This is a genomic window from Microcoleus sp. M2_D5, from assembly GCF_036701935.1.
Lineage (GTDB): Bacteria > Cyanobacteriota > Cyanobacteriia > Cyanobacteriales > Microcoleaceae > Microcoleus.
On record NZ_JAUBRP010000100.1, the window covers coordinates 1 to 19,619 of the forward strand.

The 19,619-nt window shown below is 44.8% G+C and carries 21 protein-coding genes; 7 read left to right on the forward strand and 14 right to left on the reverse strand.

Translation table 11 applies throughout. From position 1 onward, the window contains the following. On the forward strand, positions 1 to 210 hold a 210-nt coding region (locus QUA50_RS26780), incomplete at its 5' end, for a hypothetical protein (RefSeq protein WP_333433674.1). Here QUA50_RS26780 and QUA50_RS26785 read toward each other — a convergent pair. The 5 genes from QUA50_RS26785 to QUA50_RS26805 are packed head-to-tail and all read right to left on the reverse strand — an operon-like array spanning position 207 to position 3,326. Continuing rightward, a complete protein-coding gene (locus QUA50_RS26785; protein WP_333259408.1) occupies positions 207 to 1,382 on the reverse strand; it encodes an exonuclease SbcCD subunit D in 1,176 nt (391 codons plus the stop codon). The genes QUA50_RS26780 and QUA50_RS26785 overlap by 4 nt on opposite strands. Before the next feature lie 45 nt (positions 1,383 to 1,427). Continuing rightward, entirely contained in the window at positions 1,428 to 1,655 is a 228-nt protein-coding gene (locus tag QUA50_RS26790; RefSeq protein ID WP_333259410.1) for a DUF433 domain-containing protein, read from the reverse strand. A 25-nt stretch (positions 1,656 to 1,680) separates the two neighbouring features. Beyond that, entirely contained in the window at positions 1,681 to 2,022 is a 342-nt protein-coding gene (locus QUA50_RS26795) for a DUF5615 family PIN-like protein (RefSeq protein WP_333259413.1), read from the reverse strand. A gap of 3 nt (positions 2,023 to 2,025) precedes the next feature. After that, the gene (locus QUA50_RS26800) at positions 2,026 to 2,373 is read right to left on the reverse strand and encodes a DUF433 domain-containing protein (RefSeq protein ID WP_333259416.1); all 348 of its coding nucleotides are present in this window, start codon (positions 2,371 to 2,373) and stop codon (positions 2,026 to 2,028) included. Between the two features lie 59 nt (positions 2,374 to 2,432). Further along, a complete protein-coding gene (locus QUA50_RS26805; protein ID WP_333259419.1) occupies positions 2,433 to 3,326 on the reverse strand; it encodes an ion channel in 894 nt (297 codons plus the stop codon). A 113-nt stretch (positions 3,327 to 3,439) separates the two neighbouring features. Between QUA50_RS26805 and QUA50_RS26810 the strand changes: the two genes are divergently transcribed. Continuing rightward, entirely contained in the window at positions 3,440 to 3,757 is a 318-nt protein-coding gene (locus QUA50_RS26810; RefSeq protein ID WP_333259423.1) for a hypothetical protein, read from the forward strand. An 82-nt stretch (positions 3,758 to 3,839) separates the two neighbouring features. Here QUA50_RS26810 and QUA50_RS26815 read toward each other — a convergent pair whose 3' ends face one another. From QUA50_RS26815 to QUA50_RS26835, 5 genes are all read right to left on the reverse strand, one after another. Then, positions 3,840 to 5,726 (reverse strand): PAS domain S-box protein, encoded by a 1,887-nt coding sequence (locus QUA50_RS26815; protein ID WP_333259426.1) that lies wholly within the window; start codon positions 5,724 to 5,726, stop codon positions 3,840 to 3,842. Positions 5,727 to 6,183: 457 nt separating this feature from the next. Continuing rightward, a complete protein-coding gene (locus QUA50_RS26820) occupies positions 6,184 to 7,509 on the reverse strand; it encodes a hypothetical protein (protein ID WP_445243194.1) in 1,326 nt (441 codons plus the stop codon). 696 nt (positions 7,510 to 8,205) lie between these two features. Further along, positions 8,206 to 8,727, reverse strand: coding sequence for a hypothetical protein (locus QUA50_RS26825; RefSeq protein WP_333259432.1), 522 nt, complete (start codon positions 8,725 to 8,727; stop codon positions 8,206 to 8,208). A 286-nt stretch (positions 8,728 to 9,013) separates the two neighbouring features. Then, positions 9,014 to 9,364 (reverse strand): hypothetical protein, encoded by a 351-nt coding sequence (locus tag QUA50_RS26830; protein WP_333056741.1) that lies wholly within the window; start codon positions 9,362 to 9,364, stop codon positions 9,014 to 9,016. Between the two features lie 387 nt (positions 9,365 to 9,751). After that, positions 9,752 to 10,852, reverse strand: a complete 1,101-nt coding sequence (locus tag QUA50_RS26835; RefSeq protein ID WP_333259435.1) for a saccharopine dehydrogenase NADP-binding domain-containing protein — start codon at positions 10,850 to 10,852, stop codon at positions 9,752 to 9,754. A gap of 173 nt (positions 10,853 to 11,025) precedes the next feature. Between QUA50_RS26835 and QUA50_RS26840 the strand changes: the two genes are divergently transcribed. Beyond that, the gene (locus QUA50_RS26840) at positions 11,026 to 11,295 is read left to right on the forward strand and encodes a hypothetical protein (RefSeq protein ID WP_333433675.1); all 270 of its coding nucleotides are present in this window, start codon (positions 11,026 to 11,028) and stop codon (positions 11,293 to 11,295) included. Between the two features lie 43 nt (positions 11,296 to 11,338). On the opposite strand, the gene crtO is transcribed toward QUA50_RS26840, so the two are convergent. Further along, the gene (gene crtO, locus QUA50_RS26845; protein ID WP_333259442.1) at positions 11,339 to 13,036 is read right to left on the reverse strand and encodes a beta-carotene ketolase CrtO; all 1,698 of its coding nucleotides are present in this window, start codon (positions 13,034 to 13,036) and stop codon (positions 11,339 to 11,341) included. Between the two features lie 432 nt (positions 13,037 to 13,468). Next, entirely contained in the window at positions 13,469 to 14,569 is a 1,101-nt protein-coding gene (locus QUA50_RS26850; RefSeq protein ID WP_333259444.1) for a tetratricopeptide repeat protein, read from the reverse strand. Between the two features lie 150 nt (positions 14,570 to 14,719). On the opposite strand from QUA50_RS26850, the gene QUA50_RS26855 reads away from it, so the two are divergent. After that, positions 14,720 to 15,046, forward strand: coding sequence for a YbjQ family protein (locus QUA50_RS26855; RefSeq protein WP_172184303.1), 327 nt, complete (start codon positions 14,720 to 14,722; stop codon positions 15,044 to 15,046). Between the two features lie 262 nt (positions 15,047 to 15,308). Next, entirely contained in the window at positions 15,309 to 15,932 is a 624-nt protein-coding gene (locus tag QUA50_RS26860) for a hypothetical protein (RefSeq protein ID WP_333259447.1), read from the forward strand. A 104-nt stretch (positions 15,933 to 16,036) separates the two neighbouring features. On the opposite strand, the gene QUA50_RS26865 is transcribed toward QUA50_RS26860, so the two are convergent. Then, positions 16,037 to 16,720, reverse strand: a complete 684-nt coding sequence (locus QUA50_RS26865; protein ID WP_333259449.1) for a transposase — start codon at positions 16,718 to 16,720, stop codon at positions 16,037 to 16,039. 25 nt (positions 16,721 to 16,745) lie between these two features. Beyond that, positions 16,746 to 17,186, reverse strand: a complete 441-nt coding sequence (locus QUA50_RS26870; protein WP_333259452.1) for a transposase family protein — start codon at positions 17,184 to 17,186, stop codon at positions 16,746 to 16,748. A gap of 350 nt (positions 17,187 to 17,536) precedes the next feature. Between QUA50_RS26870 and QUA50_RS26875 the strand changes: the two genes are divergently transcribed. Further along, the gene (locus QUA50_RS26875) at positions 17,537 to 18,694 is read left to right on the forward strand and encodes a sulfate ABC transporter substrate-binding protein (RefSeq protein ID WP_333259455.1); all 1,158 of its coding nucleotides are present in this window, start codon (positions 17,537 to 17,539) and stop codon (positions 18,692 to 18,694) included. Positions 18,695 to 18,744: 50 nt separating this feature from the next. After that, positions 18,745 to 19,590: a PstS family phosphate ABC transporter substrate-binding protein gene (locus QUA50_RS26880; RefSeq protein ID WP_333259458.1), complete on the forward strand. Its 846-nt coding sequence runs from the start codon at positions 18,745 to 18,747 to the stop codon at positions 19,588 to 19,590. Positions 19,591 to 19,619 lie beyond the last annotated feature (29 nt).

Sequence of the window (19,619 nt, forward strand, 5' to 3'; positions counted from 1 at the left end):
CGCCCGTTCTTTAAGGACGGGCGGGACGCCCATCCCACAATAACAATTAAAATTATAAGTTATTTAATTCGCGATCCTAACACAGATTCGGAGGCTCTGCCTCCAATTTTTCTATTAAAGCGCGAGGCAGAGCCTCTGGATATTTCCAAACGGAGTCGGGAAGTTAATTTGGGATTTTTGATTTGGGATTGTATCTTTTTACCCATTTAATTATTAACTGTTTCCTTAAACTTCTTGTACAAATTTTTAAATTCCTCTAATACTGCCGGTTTTGGTGTCGTTCCCAAGCGGTTTTGATAATAGTTGCAAAACTCTGCTGCCGGATCGAAATTATTGGGATCGATATTAGTTATTTCTGTTGCTTCTAGCGCTGCATCCCGATAGCGCGGTTCAATTAACAGCGCTTGAGAACAGATTTGGCGCACTCGATCGGCAAGTCCGATTTGCGGACTGTCTAGTTCGACAATTACTTTCAAGAAGCCCGGATGGTACTGATGAGCTTCTAAAGTTTCATCGAGATTGTCGTTATGACATTTAAGCACTTTTAACGGCTTGTGGCAAGCCACAGGCTTAAATTCGACCTTTGCCTGACTTCCCGGCTCAACTTCTATCAAACAAAATCCTTTTTCCTGTTCCGCTTCTCCAAAATCTAACTGAATCAAGGAACCGGAATAATAAGCCCCAGAAGTCTCTGAAACCCGCTGGTGAATGTGGATGTGTCCGAGGGCGATATACTGAGCTTCTGGGGGCAGAGTTTGCGATGACAGCAGGTATTTTTCTCGCGTGTAATAAGCGACTTCAGATTTAGCCAATCGAGCGCCGTCAATGCTCATGTGTCCCATGAGAATATTGACAGTATTGTCTCTAAAATCCCTGGTTAAATCTTCGATTAAATATGCTACGATTTCGCGGTAATCTTTGCGGCGATCGGCATCGCCAGACTGCCAGAGAGAATTAGCATCTAACAGTCTTTGTTCGGAAGCAAAAGGCATTGCTCCCACACAAAGTTTACCGCTTTTTGTATTGAGAGTAATTGTGCCGCCGTCTGCGGAAAGCCTGGGTTTGCCTAAAGCGCGAACACCGGCGAGGGAAAGCAATTGCGCGATGCTGTCGATGCGGGATGCCGAATCGTGATTACCCGCGATCGCAATTGCGGGAATTCCTGCTGCTTGGAGTTCGCAGAAAAAGTTATAAGCAATGCGTTCGGCGTAAGCGGGAGGGTTGGGCACGTCGAAAATGTCGCCGGCGACGAGCACAGCATCGACATCCAAGGCTTTTGCTTGCTTCAAAATCTGTTCCAGGGCGATCGCAATTTCAAAAGTGCGATCGATCCCTCGGAAACGCCGCCCTAAATGCCAGTCAGCAGTATGAATTATTCGCATAGTACAAGGAGTTTTTTGTTTATTTTTATAGAAACCTGTAACTTTTCAATCTTCCTCATTTTCGTGAATTGCTGTTTCAATCTCATCACGATATGCCTCAGCATAACTAAAAGCATTCACCAAATCTGCTGCACAGAGATCGGGATGACCTTCTAAAATATGAGCATCGGTGGCATCTTGACGGCGATAGCTTATTAACAGCCAAACAGGAATCCGCGTTTTTCGGATACAGGCGGCACCACCCATGACACTCCTTAGTGTTTTGAATTCCATACCCAAGGTATTTTATCACTTCTACTCACTCCGAACGACGGTTAACTCTAATCAGTAAACTTCTCACTGATTCTCGATTAGCAATAGCTTCATTAATGCGTAAAGCCAGCCTATCCCTATTTGAATCATCTTTACAAACAATGATACCAGCATGGTCTGGTTGTAATGTATGCAGCCTGATAAAATGACGGCGATTGAGCGTTAAAATAGCGCGGTCAAGGCTCACTGCAAAAGCTAACACTTCTTCATCAGGAATTTTTTGATTAGCATTTCCTGCTTCCTGTACGGTAAGGACATCGTGACCTAAACTCCTCAGCAATTCCACAAGCCGCCTCGGAAATTGTTCATCTGCATAGAAACGCGCCACTTTTCAATCTTCCTCATTTTCTTGAATTGCTGTTTCAATCTCATCAGAATATGCCTCAGCATAAGCCCAAGCATTCGCCAAATCAGCGGCACGCAGAGTCGGATAGTCTTCTAGGAGTTCAGCTTCAGAAATACCTAAACGGCGAGCATTCACCAGCACCCAAACAGGAATTCGCGTTTGTCTGATGCAAGCATCGCCACCGCACACGCCGGGAGTCTTTTGAATACCCGACCAAAATTTTCTTAAACTTTGGGCTAGTAATTCTATAGCTTGAGCCTTCTCTTCGGGAGTTAAAGCTAAGAGTTGCGGTTGCAATTCTTTCAGTGTCGTATTTGCAGTTATTGAGTTCATAAATATTAACTTTTTTTTGCCATACAGGTATTCTAGCACTGGTGGCTAACTCAAAACTTTCATTCAACAGGCTTTACATCGTGAAACCGAGTATAATCAACCACCCGCCCTCCCGTCGCCGATTTCAAAAGAATATCTACAAACCGCATATTCCACATAATTTCAGACGCCACAAAAGAATGTCGCGCGTGAATAGTTTGCGAAACTGTTTCGTCAATTCCTGTTAACGTAATTACAATTTCCGCTTGCTGTTCCATCAAATCTTCGGCAGTAAGTTGGTACAAAGGACTGGTCTCGTCAATTGCGTGCATAACCGTCCAAGTTAATGCAAAAACCGGAGAGTGACTCCGCACTAATTGCAAATCGTAAAAACGCCGCATAAATTCTCCTTCCGCTGTTACCTCGTCGCGGATAAAAGTAGCTCGCTGCTGCGCTTCTAAAATTTGGTTGAAACGCTGATTTGCCGTGCGGTACATTAGAGTTGGAACGCCGTTGAAAGGAGCGATCGCAGCTACGCGGCTGAAGATAACTCTAGCTGTTGGTCGGGAAAATCTCGAAAAAGCCAGTCCCGTCACCATCGCGACTCCCCACAAAGCAAAAAGCGCTTGGATCGCGACTATAATATTAGCGTAATCCGTGCGCGGATACATAGAGCCGTAGCCGATCGTCGCCATTGTTTGGATGCTGAAATAAAAGGCATCTGGGAAAGAACCCGATCGCGCGTTAGCAATGCAATCTCCTCCCGCCAAGTAAGCTAAAGCAAATAAAGAATTTGTGACTGTATAGGAGAGACAAATCAGGATGAAAAATCGAGGCCAAGAAAGAGTTAGCAGCCTGTGGTAGAGGTCTGCAAAATGCAGGCGAGGTACTCCCAACTTGACAATATTTAAGGGTAATTGTCCTTGGCGACTGACTAAACGAGTCTGTGGCTGCTGGTTGCGGTTGATTTTCATTGCGATTTGTAACTGCGGCTGTTTCAATTTGTAACTATTGCTTTGACCGGGAAAACTTATCTTTTAGACTGATGTCTGATTCCAAAAATTCGGATAAAAGCGGAGTTTAGAACATGGTTGAGCTTAACTGGCATGACTATCTCGTTATGGTTTCTTGTGTGGCTTCTATTGCGGGTCTAATTTTGCTGAGCGATCGCAAATCGCAGCCAAGGGACGATCGCACTTTAAGCGAAGAAATCCTAATTAAGATGAGTTTTGTTTACTCAATAGTCTACTCCATGTCTGTCTTGGCCCTAAAGATGCCTCTGCCGGAGGACAACTGGTTGTTGGCAAGTCTGAAGCTGACCACGGTTCTATCTTACTTGTTGACAGTTTCCAGCATACTCAGTCTGCCACTGCAACGCATGGCTGTTAGGCAAGTCGAAGATTAAAAAAACGCGAAGCTAAGGTGTCCCGCATCTAAATTGTATTTTTGGGGCGGGCTAAGAGTGCCCACCCCACAAGACTTTGGTTTCAGGTTGTTTGTAAATTTTTAATTCCCGCAGGAAGATTGACATAACGCGCCCAAAATGGTTCTAGTCGATCTCTGCGGGATTGCAACCTGCCCATATTTTCCTCGATTCCGTTTGCTTCTGAAATCTGAGAAACTATCTTGATAGTGCTAGAAGTCAAGCCCTCAGCATCTCGCATCGGTACAGTCCAAATACAGACATCAATTGATGAACCGTCTTTCCGCCGCCGCCGACATTCCCTCGCAACTTGCGCTTCCCCTGCCAATTCTGACTGAAACATCGCATAAAAATTTACGTTTTCATCGCTAGGGACGATGGGCAAAAGCTCCCCCACAACCTCAGACTCCTTCCAGCCAAAAACTCGCTCCGCCGCAGAATTCCACACCGTCACCAAAGCATTACTATCAACCCCGACAACTGCCAGCGGCAAAGTTTTAATTAAGCCTTGTAAAACTTGATTGGTTTCGCACAATTTAGCCTCTACCAGCTTGTGTTGTGTGATGTCCTGACAAGCACCATAAATGCCGACAGCGCGGTTCTGGACTTCATCCCACACAACTTGCCGACAATCCCACAGCCACCGGATTTCACCGGATTTGGTGACAATTCGATACTCGCTTACTTCCTTGCGGCTAGATGAACGAAGCTGCATTTGTTCCAGCAGCATTTCTAGGTCGTCGGGATGAATGCAGTCGAATTGTAAACCGCCGGAAGTTGCGATTTCTTTGGGAGTATAACCCGTAATTTTAGTAAAAGCTTCAGTCATCCATTCGCAGGCCCAGGTATTGTCAGGCAATACTTTAAAAGAATAGGCAAAATCTGAAGTCATTTGCGAGAGAATACGGTAGCGCGATTCTGATGCTCGCAGTGCGTTTTCTGCATTTTTGCGATCGGTTATATTTTGAAAAAACACCGATAAACCTTCTTCCGAGGGATAAGCCTCGACTTCAAACCAAATATTTAGCTGCGGGTAATATCCTTCAAATTTAACATTAACGTTCTCAGATACCGCTCTGTAAAACTGCTTGAAAAAAATCGTGTCGGCTGTATCAGGAAACTCATCCCAAATATTTTTACCTATAAGTTCTTGACGCCCTCTTTGCCAGCACTGCTCTGCTTTCGCGTTGAGGTAGGTAAACTGCCACTGGCGGTTGAGTACATAAAAGCCGTCTGTGATTTTTTCTAAGATATTAACGATTTGCTTTTGCGATTTTTTCAAAGCTGCTTCTGAGAACTTGCGCTCTGTGATATCGCGGGAATTGATGACTATGCCGTTGATGCTGGAATCGTGGAGTAAATTGTTACCAATGACTTCTAAATACACCCAAGAACCGTTAGCGTGGCGTTTCCGATATTCTACAGGCGGTGCAATCCCTGGCTGTTTGAGTAATTTGGCAAAATATGCTTGCCAAACAGGAAGATCGTCTGGGTGGATCAAATCGTCTTGGAATTCGCCAATTCTTTGTTCTAGATTGTAGCCTAACATCCGCTCTGCTGCGATCGAATTTTGGTCTCGGATGCGTCCGTCTGCTTCGAGAATTGTCATCAAATCGGAAGAATTTCGCAGGAGACTTTGCAGTCGGGATTCCCCTTTTGTCAGTGCCTGAGTCACCTTTTTGTACAGCATCTGGCTTTGCTCTAACTGCTGCTCTAAATGTCTGATAGTAGCAGCTTGCTGGGCTACTTTAATGTCTAAATTGCTGTTAATTCTTTCTAACTTGACTTGGGCTTGTTTAGACAACAAAAGCGACTGAAACTCTGCAGCCAATTCTTGTAAAGATGCGGACAAATGCTCGAAAGTGCTTGTTAAAATCGCCTGTTTATCTACAGGTAGTTGCTCAATATGTCCCTGCAATTCCCGCACGTGTTTCAATAGATTTTGCATCATTGTAGTCAGCGCTCAAACTTATGAAGACTATTTTTTTATATTTCCCATCATACCACCTTGTTTTCGTCAAGTTTCAAAAGAAATAAATCTTGAATTTTAGCGGTAGAGTTTTAATTTCGATGCCAATCCCTCGGCGCTGACACAGATGGATAATTCCACCAAGTTTGAGCGAACAAAAAAATATTGAGTTCAGTTATATTACTGAAAATAGTTGTGATTTTTAAAGTGTGAATTAAACACGACCGATCTCGTTTCCGCGCTTCATCGGAATCATAATTTTTCGAGTTGCAGTGCGAGCGTCCCTGCTAGCACTAATATTCCGGGTTTTTCAACTTCGGTCAATCGATTTGAGAGTTGAAATTTTAGATGGGATAGAGTAAGTAATTTTACGGTGAAGTGCAGAGATTCTGATGCCAGTAGGGAGATTAGGAACAGGCTTTTCGGCCTGTTCCTAAAATCAGGATTTAAAGCCCTTAGAGCTTTTCTTTTTCTCCTGTGGCTTGGATTTTGACTTATTAACTTCGCCTAAAGCTTCCTGAAATAAGTTGTGCAGGTGCAGGGGAACGCTGGCAATTTCCGGGAGTTCGGGTTCTAAGGGTTTTTTAAACTCTTGCAGCAGGGCATCTAAATCGCGATCGAGCTGAAAGTCTGTACGTTGCAATACAGTTTGCAAAATTTGTTCTAATTTCGCTGGATTAACTTTAGCTAACCGCTGCCAAATCCAGACATTAATTGCAGGATCTTCGAGATAGTTACGCACCAGCTTTTCGTAACCGGGAACGGTTGAAAAGTCTTCGGCTGCTAGCAGTGCAGTAAATTGAGCGTAAGTAGACAAAAAGGTTTGTCCCCAGCGAGGATGAGAAAATGCACTCACCTGTTCGGCTTTCTTAAAGCGATCGGGCAATTCGACTTTCGGCATTACCATTTTTGAACTAGCATTGCTGTCAAGCATTACCTCAACTGCGCTAGCATCGGCACCTGCTGCGGCGATGGCGGCTGCTTTGACTTCTTCTCGATCGACTCCGGCATCTTCAACGATATCCGCCAGAGATTTACTTCCATCAACGCCCATATCAGCTAGGCGTTTTTTAGTGATGAATTCCTGAAATTGAGCCAACTGTTTATTCAGGTGATACCCCGATAGCGTTACTTCATCACTGCCAAAAAATTCGGTAAAATCTTCATGGTACTTTTCTACTGACTGCCAAGCTTGCTCTAACAATTCCGGGGCATCGCTGTACAAATTATTTTTGTGATTTTGCTTGAAATTACCGATCGCCACCGCCAACTTCGGCTTACCCAATTTCCCCTTCAGGATGGGAGAGCTCGAAAGTATCCACCAGTCATCGGTAAGGGGAGAAATCCGAGCCAGCAAGATTTCTCCTAACTTAAAGCGAGACATTTCTGCAAGAAAATTAGGACTGTTGGGCTTGACAACGTAGTGCTTAGCCGTCAGCCAGTTCATCAGTTCAAACCTGTCGGGGGAAAGTTGAGTGATTTCAAATAAGCCAGTGAAGCTTCTGTGCTCCCAACTTTCGAGCAAGCTACGATCGCTCTCGGTTAAATCCGGCTGACTTTCGACAAATAAGTCGATCGGCGTTTTCTCTCCGACTTTACCTTCGATGGTAAAACTGTCAATCACTTGATTTTGCTGAGCAATATCGTAGCGCTCGCCGGTCGATCGAGCTGCTGCATAAGCTTCCAAAGCTACCGCCAACTCTCCCTCAGCATCCAGCACAAAGTCGATTAAATTTTGCTTGAGTGTCCAAGCTCTTTCCAACATTTCATCCACAAGTAATACCAATTTTGAATGAGAGTATTTAGGTTAACAATTATCGGAGTTGAAGCCACCGACGCTTGACAATCCGACTCGGATTGAAGAAAGCGCATCGCGAACAATGACAGAAATATGCGATCGATGCCTCAGTCCTGAATAAGTTTAATTTTAAGGCTAACAGTCAAAAAAAAATGTTAATCTCAAACGGAAGCATCGCTATTTTATAAAAAGCATTTTTTAGGAGTGCGATCGTCCCCCAAAGCTTTGCCTATACATCTCGCTTAGGAGCCCGAATTCAATAACTTACAATTTTAATTGTTATGGTGGGATGGGCGTCCCGCCCGTCCAAAAATGGCGGGCGGGACGCCCAACCCCTACTCCCCACTTTCAAGAGTGTAAGTTATTTAATTCTCATTCCTTCGTGCTCTCACAGCCAACACTCCTGTGAAATAAAAATCGTGCTGAAAAATGCGATTTCAAGGGAGCATAAAAATACCCTCTCCGATGTAGAGAGGGGCTGAAAATCCCCAAAAACTTCGCTAAACTCGCGTTAAAAACTTTGCAACCTATCAACAACAGTCTCAGACGCAGCAGCCGGGTTTTTTTATCAAACACTTCTCTCCATTCCGGTACCCGGCTAAAAATCACCGGAATGCTTGAGTTTGTGTGTCTCCAAGACTGAGAAATACTTGGCGTAAGCCCTTAGCGGCCGTCTTTGTCAATGTCACCAGGAACAGCCCGTTCCACCCGATCCCAAGCGTCGCGCGTGGCGTGCTTAGCTTTTTCCCAAGTCACATTAGACTTACCGCGATTTGTTTCGTAGTCGCGCTGCAAATCCGGTTCGATCTCGTCGTATTTCTTACCAGTAGCGCCATAGCGGGTGTATCCCTCATAACCCGTGCGGTATGCAGGCTGATAGTCCTCGTAAGTCGCGCTAGTGTCCGCGTAAGGACGGGAACTGTAGTTGCTTTGCCAGTAAGCATCTTCTACCGTGGGGTCGATCGCCTCGGCCACACCTTTGCCCGCCAAACCGCCGCCAAAGGCACCCACAACAGCGCCCACAACTGCTCCTACAGGCCCGCCGATGGCACCGCCGATCGCAGCACCCGCAGCACCGGCACTCGCCGCACCAATACCCGTTCCTACTGGATGAGCCCCTTTTTCCCCCGAAAGCGGATCTAGGTTAGCATCTGGTTCATGTACCGTTTTTTTGTCATCGCTCATGATATTTTTTCCTTTTATCTAACTGTAACTATGATTAAATTTACCTTTTAACTTCATATCTATTCATCTGCCTTAAGGATGAAGCTGCTAGCTTCAAAAGGAAGGAAACGAGCAAATACTTCTCGACTCAAAAACGAGTTTTACACGCTACTCTCAAGCGATAAGGTGCGCCGAGGCGCACCCTAGATCGTGATGTTCAAGTGAGTTCTAAACTCGGCTCCCTTGTTTATTCACTGAAGCTGTTTATTTACCAGCAACTTGAGTTAGATATAAATCTGTTGATTTATTAGTTGCCAGTTACCTTTTCGATCAACTCTTCAGCTTTTTGAACTATGCCTTCTTGCGGGTGTTCTCCCTTGTACTCCTTTAAGCTTTCGTCGTAAGCTTTCTCGACCGTTGCAGGATTTTGAGAGGTTTTGACTATTTCTTCGTAAGCTGCTTGGGGATTGAGATCCTCGAAACTTTCTGCGGGGTCAGTAATTTTAGCTTCTGGCTGCGCCTGAGTTCTGTCTTGACCTGCGTAAGCAGCCTGACTCGGTACTATCGCTAGACTTAGCAAACCAATGAACGCCAGGGTACAGACCAGCAAAATGCTTTGGCTCAATGTTTGTCCTAGAGCTTTTAAAACCCGCTTCATATCAACTTCTCCTCGTATTTTTTCGCAAAAATTATGGTGTTTGTCACCCCTTCACTGCGATCGCACACTGACAACCTTGGTTCAAGCGCAATCTTTGTCGCAGCTACCGCATCTAGAGCGAGCCAAAAGGGATGTTTCCCGTGACATCCCATATCTTAAGCGCCTGCTTGTTCTTATTACTTCTACCAAAAGATAGATTAGTTATACAAGCGAAACTCATCTCCTATCAGGGGCGATCGCAATTCCTGCGAGGAACCCTATCTAGGGGTTTTATCATCAATTACGAAGCCATTGAATCTTCTTTTTCGGCGCGTCTTTCGCGTCTTCGCAGTTCTGGCAAAAATCCCATTTCCCAAGATTTTAAATTGCTATAAATAACCTAACTCACTACAAAACAACCCGATCTATGTCTAGTTTTCTGTTCTGCATAGCTCGTTCAAATAGCTCAGTAGAAAGAGCTTGTTCGACCGACCAAACGCCCGGTTTTTCTAGTTTTCCTTCTAACATTAATTGAGCTATGCTGCCAGTACCGATGCCCGTAGCGACAGCAGCACTGGGGTGTATCGCTGTCGAGCAAACTTTAGCGGGTTGACCGTTTTTGAGACCGGTCACTTGCGATCGCACTGCCACACCAACCCCACTAAAACTATTAGTAACACTGGTCATCCCGTAACTGACGTAGGAAAGAAATTCAATCACGGAGTTATTTTTGAGCCAGCTAGCCGGCCAATACTTGGCAACAAACCAGGTAAGGTGATTGTAAAGGTCGGGAGACGTACCGAATTTAGTCACAACAGATTTGACGGGGAAAGTTTCGGGCAAAGTGATTGCTTCCGGCATATCGAACCAGTAAACGCCTGTGTTGCCGTAGGGTGCGGGAAATTCAATTGTTTCGCGCTCGCTGTAGGGTTTTACTTGCTGCCACTTGCGATCGGCCCAAACCTCAAAAGGAGTTTGCAATCCTAAAAAAGTGGTTCTCATGACGGTAACGCCAGCACCGCCCGAACCTCCGACAACATAACTCAAATGGATGTTTTCTGCTTCATCTAATTGTTCCACATCTCGCCGCACCATGCTATTAGACACACCGGGAAAAATGCCAGTGTTAATAATAGCAGTAACCCCAGAATTCTTAGCAGTTTCGCGCAATTCTAAAGCTCTGCGAGTAAAACTGCGGCTGTCGCTGACATCAGTATAATTAACACCTGCTTCTATGCAAGTTTTCAGTACACTAGCGTCTCGGTAGTGAAAAGGCCCAGCACAGTGAACGACAAGATTAGAGGATGAAACCGCTTGGCGCAGCGCTGCACTGTCTGCTAAATCTAAAGCTTGATACTGCACCCTATCCGGCGGCAATCCCGGCCCAATAGAGGCTTCAGAGTTGCGTCCGGTAACAGTAATTTCCGCGTCGGTATGAGTAACAAGGTCTTGGGCAACACTGCTGCCAATTCGTCCTCGACCCCCGACAATCAAAACTCGGTTTGCCATCGCTAAAAAAAGGGTAACGCCACTTCTCAGTTTCTCAACTTGGGGCCGGCGTTTTCATCCGCATAAAGTATGAATTGAGCAGAATGCGAAATGTTGGGGGATCGGCGGCGCCCTGATTCGGAGATGGGGAGCGACTTCTACCAGGGACTTGCCTGTTCTGCTAAATTATATATTTGACTGCAATACTAAGTTCAAAAATGCTTTCAGCGTTAACTTGTGATTCTCATATTGAGAATTTGATCGATGGAAGATGCTCTATGATGACAAAATATTTTAACAGCTTTGATGAAACGCAAACCGTCGCCACCAAGCCCGAAAAATTCACAGGATTTAGAAAAGGTATTGAGGGCGATCGCCAATCGTTTTCCCTTCACAGAGAATCAACCCTAAAAAATTATCGCACTTGCCAACTGATAAATCAATACAAACAAACGCAGATGTGATTCATCTGCGTTTATCTGCGTTTATCTGCGGTTGCTAAAAACCTTACTTCTCATTACTCCGAAATACCGACTTACCCTTCGCTTTCAGAGTATTAGCCGCATCTGCCAAAGTCTGCGCGAAAGGCTGCTGCGAGTGCATGAAAACGCGAGCGGTATTGCGTCCCGGCATCCCCGAAATCGAGCCGCCCGGATGCGTTCCCGCCCCCGTGAGGAACAAACCGTCGATCGGCGTTTTGTAATTCGCCAACTCCGGCAAAGGACGGAAAAATATCATCTGATCTAGCGTCATATCAACGTGATAATAATTCCCTTTCAAAGCCCCCAAACGCTCTCCCAATTCTGCCGGACTTTCCACGTGGCGCCCTATAATTGAATTTTTGATATTTGGCGCGTATTCTGCTAATTTATCGATGCAGCGATCGGCAACTTTGTTTTTCAGCTCATCCGTCCAACCCGTACCGTGCTGGCCGGTTCCTTCAGCATTTTCGATCTGGTAAGGAGCAAAAAATTCAATCCAAGCCGTATGATGTCCGGGGGGAGCCATTGACGGGTCTAGTACCGTCGGAAACACTACATACATCGATGGGTCAGAGTCGGGAATTCGACCGATTGAAGGCTCGCTGTGAGAAATTTCAACGTGTTTCACCGAGTCTGCAATTAAAACCGAACCAATTAAATATTCGTCCCGATGATTCCAGCGCTCAAACTTGGGCATTTCATTGAGAGCTAAGTCTATTTTGAGAATAGTCTCGTTGTTGTTAACAATTTTGCGCTCCAATCTTTCCCGCAAATCCGGGTCGGCACTGTCAACATCGCTGGAGTCCATTAAGTGCAGAAACAAGCGCTTAGCATCAATATTAGAAATGACACCTTTTGTCGCCCGGTATTCCGTGCCGTTGGCAACTCGAACTCCCACAGCGCGACCATCATCAACTAATATTTTCTCGACGTGCTGGTCGGTAAGTACCACACCGGAATAGCTTTTCACTAAATTGAGCAGCGCTTGCACTAATGCACCCGTCCCACCGCGCGGTCTTGCCATGCCGGGATTGTGTCTCATTGCCAGCATAATTGCGCCTACAGCAAGGGTTTTTTGCGAAGGAGGCGCGCCTAGTTCTGCGGCGAATCTTGCTAGGGGTGCTTTGATAAATTCCTCGTCAAACCACTCGTTGAGAAGGTCTTCAGCGCTGGTGAGCATCGTGCGAACAAAGTCCAGCGTTTTGTCGGGTGAACCGATGACTGACAATAAATCTTTGATTTTTGAAATATCGTAGTTGCCCAGAATATCTACGATCGATTTTGGTGGCGCATTAAACATCGGAACCATTGCCCCTAAAGCCCGCTGCCAAAAGTCTGTATATTCGGCATATTTTTTAGCGTCGCGCTCGTTGTAGCGGGCAATTTCAGCACAAGTTTTTTCAACGGATTTGTGCGCTAAGAAATATTTACCGTCGGGATGCGGACAAAAAGCCACTGGATCGCAGAAAAGATATTCTAAACCGTATTTTTCCAGTTCTAATTCTTCTACAACTGGCCCTAAATGGATAAACTCGTGGTCGATCGCGCACATATTGAATTTAAAATCCGGTAATTCCGGAATGGCCGCTTCAGTAGTTGCTGCGCCCCCGGGAACCGAACGTTTTTCTAACAACAGGACGGTATATCCAGCTTTCAGCAGATAAGATGCACAGACGAGTCCGTTGTGACCTGCGCCTATGATAATGACATCATACGTTTGCATAGATGAAGTTCTAAGGAGAGGATATTTTGCTTATTTTACAAATGTTAACAAGTTGGCTGTCTCTACCAATAGAAATAGATTCATTGTCAGTAAGCCCCTTTAGCATCTTACAAAAGAGGGAGCTTTGACAAAATGCTGTTGTGCGATCGCCCTGATTTCTGCTTAAACTTACAGAAATACCTTGGTTATAAAATCGCGCTAATATTGTACTCTATTTAGCCACATTTATCTGCATTCAATTAAAAAATTAAGCAAAGGAAGAAAGAAGAAAGAAGGAAGAGGTAAGGGAGTCTAGGGAATAGGGAATAGAAACAGTTTTGAGATGGCTTGTTTCCTGGCAACACGGCGACTGGAAGGAGTTACAGCCGAGTAAAATTACTTACTCCACACTCAAAACTGCGAGTCAATTAGCTATTAGTAGATTGAGACATATTACTTTAGTTGCTGGAGCGCCGCCTCAGCTTTTTTGGCACCATCATTGTTGCCTTGCTGGCGGTAAGTGTCGAGGGCTTGTTTAAAAGCTTCAATTGCTTCGGATTTGCGATCGCGCGCTTTGAAGGCCGTACCCATATTGTAATAAGCTTCTGCCCGGTTTGGATCGAGTCTAATCACTCGCCGAAAAGTGGTAATTGCTCCTAAAAAATCTTGTTTTTTCAGTTGAATTTCCCCGATTCCTGCGTGTGCTTCCACTAAATTCGGTCGCACCGCAATAGCCCGCTGATAAGCTATAAGCGCTCCGTCGAAGTCGTTTTGAGCCTGGAGAAGTTCGCCAATTTCTAGCTGCACTTCTGGATTCCTGGGCTCCAATTTTGCAGCTTCTTCAAAAGCTGCTAGCCCTTCGGAAGTATAGCCGGCCCGCAGCAAAGCAGTGCCTAATTTTAACTGGACACCTGCTTGTTTGGGAGCGAGTTCGGCTGCTTGTTGCAGCACGGTGACAGCACTGGCAAAATTTCCCTGCTGGATCAATACTAAACCCATTGAAGAATAAGCTTGCCAACTTTTTGGATCGAGGGCGATCGCCTCTTGGTATGCTTTAAAAGAACCGCTGTAATCTTTTTGCTGAAAGAGTACCACTCCGAGACCGATCCGGGCATTGACATTTTTGCGATCGAGCGCAGCGGCGCGGCGGTAAGCTGTGGCTGCTGCGGGGTAGTTTTGTAAATTCGCCATAGCATATCCTAATGCGTATTGGAAGTCCGCATTGTTCGGTTCCAGACCGATCGCTTGTTGGTAAAATTCTACAGAGGCTTCATAGTTGCCTTGACGCGCTTCTAAATAGCCAATACCAGAAAAAATGCGCGGGTTTTCCGTATCTAAACGCGCCGCTTCCTGATAAATGGCGATCGCCCTACTGTAGTCTCCTACATCTACAAACTCGCGCCCTTGTCGCAGCAGAGCATCTAAATTTGAATCATTTTGAGGGTTGACTTGAACGGATGTTTCTGCAGAGAGCGCTATCTGTGGCGCTGCGACAGCAAATCCTGCTACTAGCAACGTACTGAATACCAAGAGACTTTGTTTGTGCACGGCCATGTGTTTCAAAGAGTATGTGGAATGAAAGAGCGAGTTGCTGTCTGCTTGGCAAGCTGACAACTTATGGTTTACCAGGAATCTTTGAGCGGCGAGATGTAGTAAATCTACAGAACAAGACCCACTCAAAATTTTCGCGATTGAGGCCAACTGATGATTGTAACAACAACTGATATCATCCAAGGAGCAGAAATTCAATCTTACCTGGGAATTGTAACTGCTGAGGTGGTTTACGGCACCAACGCCCTGCGAGATTTCTTCGCGGGCATTCGCGACATCATCGGCGGGCGCACCGGCAGTTACGAGGAAGTGTTTCTCAAAGGACAGCGAGATGCCCTCGCGGAACTGGAAAAACGGGCCCAGCGCCTCGGCGCCAATGCCGTAATCGGCGTGGAAGTTGACACCGGCACGATTAATGTAGACTCGAGCGGAGCTTTGCTGCTGATTACTGCCGTTGGAACGGCTGTAAGATTGCGTTAAGCTGTATTTTCTGTATACGTCCGCATTTCCTGTATACATCCGGGAACTTTTCTAACGGGATAAAATAGTTATCAGTCATCAGTCATCAGTCATTAGCTAATAGCGGGTGGCTGAGGGCTGATGACTTTTTCGTTTCTTTCTTCAGACATAGATACTGGTTATTTCCCCAGGCAGATATAGTTTTTATTAATCTCAGCCACAATCAATGCTTAAGTGAAAGATTCTTAAAAATTAAAGCAACTCTAAGAGGAAAGAAAAACCTATGTCATACGTAAATAGACCTGTAGATAACGTTGGTACCGAACCGGTGGTCGTAAATTCAGTGATGGAATACCACGATCGAGTGCGGTGGGGCCCGATTTTTTCGGGTTTGGTAATTGCGATCGCCACACAACTGGTGTTAAGTGCATTGGGCGCCGCGATCGGCTTGAGCAACATTGCTAATTCAGGAGCTCCGCGCACTATTGCAGGGGACGTAGGTACCGGGGTCGGAATTTGGTCAATTATCAGTTTGTTAATTAGCTTGGGCGTTGGCGGTTGGGTAACTGCTCGCGCTTGCGGCCCGATGAATCGCAACACAGCGCTTTTGAACGGAGCAATTTTGTGGGCAACCACCTTAACCATTGGCTCTTGGCTGTTAGCAAATGGCGTGGCCGGTACTTTTGGCGTCATAGCTGCGAATGCAGGAGAAGCTATTAATCAAGCACAGCAGGGCGGGGTCGATTTGCCGAACCAAGCGCCTAACGTAACTGCTCAGGATACTCGCAATATTGCTGGTAATGCTGCGAAAGCTGGTTGGTCGTTTTTGTTCGGCTCGCTATTGGGTTTAGTTGCTTCGATGGTAGGAGCATCTGCCGGCGCGCGCACTCCCCGGCATCACTCGTAAAAGTTTCGTCAGACACGGAAAGTTTATATTCATGAAAGCACTTTTGTTAAGGTGCTTTTTTGTTGCTTTAATTGGCTCTCCTGAACTCATGGTTATAAGTTTATCTAATCAGAAAAGCAAGCTAATACGCGATTCCTAAAATTATTAAAATTAGAAAAACCATACCCTTGCTGCATTATCAACTTAATCCGATTGTTGGTTTCTTCCATGACTCCACTTGTTGTGCGATGAAGAAAGTAGTTGCAAATACCCTCAAAATGATTCTCAATTGTTGATGCAGATTCTCTAAAAAATACATCTGCATGATTTAGCCATTCTTTAATTTTATTATGCCCTTTTTGGACCGTCAAATTAGTCTCATATATTTCTCTAAATTTTTCTTTCATCTCATACGCAATTCGCAAACATTCGGATTTTCCTAGTGTCACTTCTAATTTATCAATCTGGTCTTGAGTCAAATTTACTCGATTACTTAATAATAAATATTTACTTTGCCTATCTGTTATTCCGGCTGCTCTACGTAACTTATTTAAGTCTTTATTAACTACTTTCATGACATGAAAACGATCAATAATAACTTTGGCATTTGGGAATACTTTTTTGATAACTTTAGGGAATCCTCCCCACATATCAACACTGACTTCCTCAACTTGTTCGCGAACCTCAATTGCTTGCTCCATAAAAACTTCAATGATTTCTTCACAGCGGTGAGAATCAATCATCTCAATTAAATTACCTTCGCCCAGGTCACTCACAACAGTCACAAAATTTCCTTGACATGAGCGCATACTTATCTCATCCAGACCAATTCGTTTAACCCGTTGCCAATTCGGTTTTTTTTTTGTTTACCTGCTCAAATATTCCTTTTATTTCGTCATAACTCAGTCCTTCTTCTCGTCCTATTTGCTCCATGCTCGATTCTTTAACACGCTCATAAATATTTTGTTCGTATCGTTGAGTATGCCGTCTTTTAACGTCAAAAAAATCTAATTTTTCTGTGGGATACCGTTGACAAATACGACAGTAAAACTGCCGTCGTGGGAGTTTTAGATATACAGGACGACCAAAAACCGACAAATCTCTTACTAAAATTGGTCGATTTTGATGCAGTTTTTCCGTAGAATTGTTACAATGATGACAAACAATTCCTTCTGATAAAATGCTCAGTCCCAAGAAAATTTTTCCCTCAACTTGAGTACAATTTTCACCCCTGACTCCAGGCAAGGCTAATAGATAGTCTAAATGGAAGCTCATAACGGTAAATGTATTAGTAGGTACATTTTACACCATAAAGTCAGGAGATCCCTTTAATTCGTGAACTATTTTTTTTCTCGTCGATCGTTTCTCGTTCCCAGGTAGAACCTGGGAACGCATTTCTTGAGGCTCTGCCTCCAGGTTTTTTAAGTTAGTCAGTTCTAAGTGTTTAGCGACCAGGGCGGGCGAGTGTGAGTTTGGACTCTTTGTCATGGTAGCGGTAGGTTAAGACAATTTAAGTTTATTAAAAAATTATTAAGAAAACTGAAAACTCTAATTTGATGACTCTATACTCCTCAGAGTAACTACGAAAACTTGATACAAATACCGTAGTTAAAGAAAAAGTATCGGTGAATCAACAACAAGTTTGGCAAAATTCAGTGACTTCGATCGTTCAGTCTCTCAAATTTGCGATCGCAGCCAGTTCCCAATTGGTGCGATTTTCAGGGCAATTTCTCAAACAAGCCCAGCATCTAGGACGCTCTGGAAAAACCTACATCGTCTTGTTTTTACTAGGGGTAATTCTACCTACGTCAATTGCTGCTTGCTCTGCAACGGGTGGGGCTAATCAAGGCGATATCAAGCTCAACCTAGTTTCCTTCTCAGTGACGAAAGCGGTTCATGACCAAATTGTCCCTAAATTTATTGAAAAGTGGAAGAAAGAGCACAACCAAAACGTCATTTTTGAACGCAGTTATGGCGGGTCTTTAGCGCAAACCGACGATATCATTGCCGGCAAACAAGAAGCCGATGTGGTGCATCTTGCCCTCCCATTGGATGTAGTTCGCATCGAAGAAGCTGGTTTGATTAATTTTGGCTGGGAGGACAGAGTTCCTAGACGGGCAGTAGTTAGTCATTCTGTGGCGGCAATTGTCACCCGAGAAGGCAACCCCAAAGATATTCAAACTTGGGCAGATTTAGCCAGAGAAGATGTAAACGTGATTGCAGCAAATCCTCAAACATCGGGTATTGGCGTTTGGGAATTTTTAGGTCTGTGGGGGTCAGTAACCCAAGAAGGAGGCGAACCTGAACAAGCCCTTGATTTTGTGGGCAAAATCTATAAAAAAATTCCCACCCTAACCAAAGATGCCCGCGAAGCCAGCGACTTATTCTTCCAACAAGGGCAAGGAGATGCCTTAATCACCTATGAAAATGAAGTGATTTTAGCTGGAACTGCAACGAACCGACCCAAAACCAGTTACTTTGTTCCTCCCCTCAATATCTCTATCGATAATCCCGTGGCAATAGTTGATAAAAACGTGGATAAGCATGGAACGAGGGAAGTAGCAGCAGCCTTTGTCGATTTTCTCTATTCAGACGAAGCTCAGCAAGAATTCGCCAAATTAGGCTACCGTTCGGTCAATCCCTTTATCGCTCAAAGCGCAGAGGTGCAATTTCCCCCAATTAAAACTTTGTTCAATGCTCAAGATTTAGGAGGGTGGCATTTGATCAAAGAGCAGTTTTTTGCAAGCGGTGCCATCTTTGACCAAATTAAGGGAAAGTTCTGAACCTAAACGCCTAATTCACTTTCATTTTTCCAAACTTACACTCAAATGCTATGAAATTTTATCGTTGGTTTTACCTAATCCCTCTCATCGTCATGGGCAACCTGATGACGAGTTGTGGCAATTCAGGAGATAAGGAACAGCAAATCAGTATTGATGGTGGTGCTGTGGGCTTTAGCGTTTCCCTCGCCGTCGCCGAAGAATACCAAAAACTTTATCCCAATGCCCAAGTCAGCGTCGCTGCCAGTGGCACAGGGGGAGGGTTTAGCAAGTTTTGTGCTGGAAATCTTGATATTGCGGGGGCTTCTCGCACCATCAGAGAGGAAGAAATCAAAAAATGTGCCGACAAAGGAATCGAATTTATTGAACTGCCGATGGCACTTGATGGTCTTGCGGTAGTGGTTAATAAGGAAAATAACTTTGCCAAATGTCTAACGATTAAAGAATTAGACACAATGTGGAATGCCAAATCCGAAGGCAAGATTACCAGTTGGAAGCAAATCAATCCCGACTTTCCCGACGAAAAACTGTTGCTGTTTGCCCCTCCTTCCGATACAGGAACCTTTGATTATTTCACCCAAGCCGTAACGGGTAAAAGGAAAAATAGCCGTACCGACTTTACCCCCAGTCGCAACCAAAATACCCTCGTTCAAGGGGTGATTGGCAATAAATCGGGAGTGGCCTATCTGGGAATTGCCTTCTTGCTCCAAAACCAAGACAAATTGAACGGGGTGGCGATTGAAAATGCGGATGGAAAATGCGTTAAACCAGTTCCTCTTGATAACGTTCTGAGAAATATCTATAGCCCCCTCTCTCGCCCCCTCTTTATCTACGTCAATAAAAACGCCCTGATACCAATTCACTATGAACCTGCACTTAATATAGCTTCTAGGATATAGTCCCAACCACAGAGAGATAAAACTTCTTC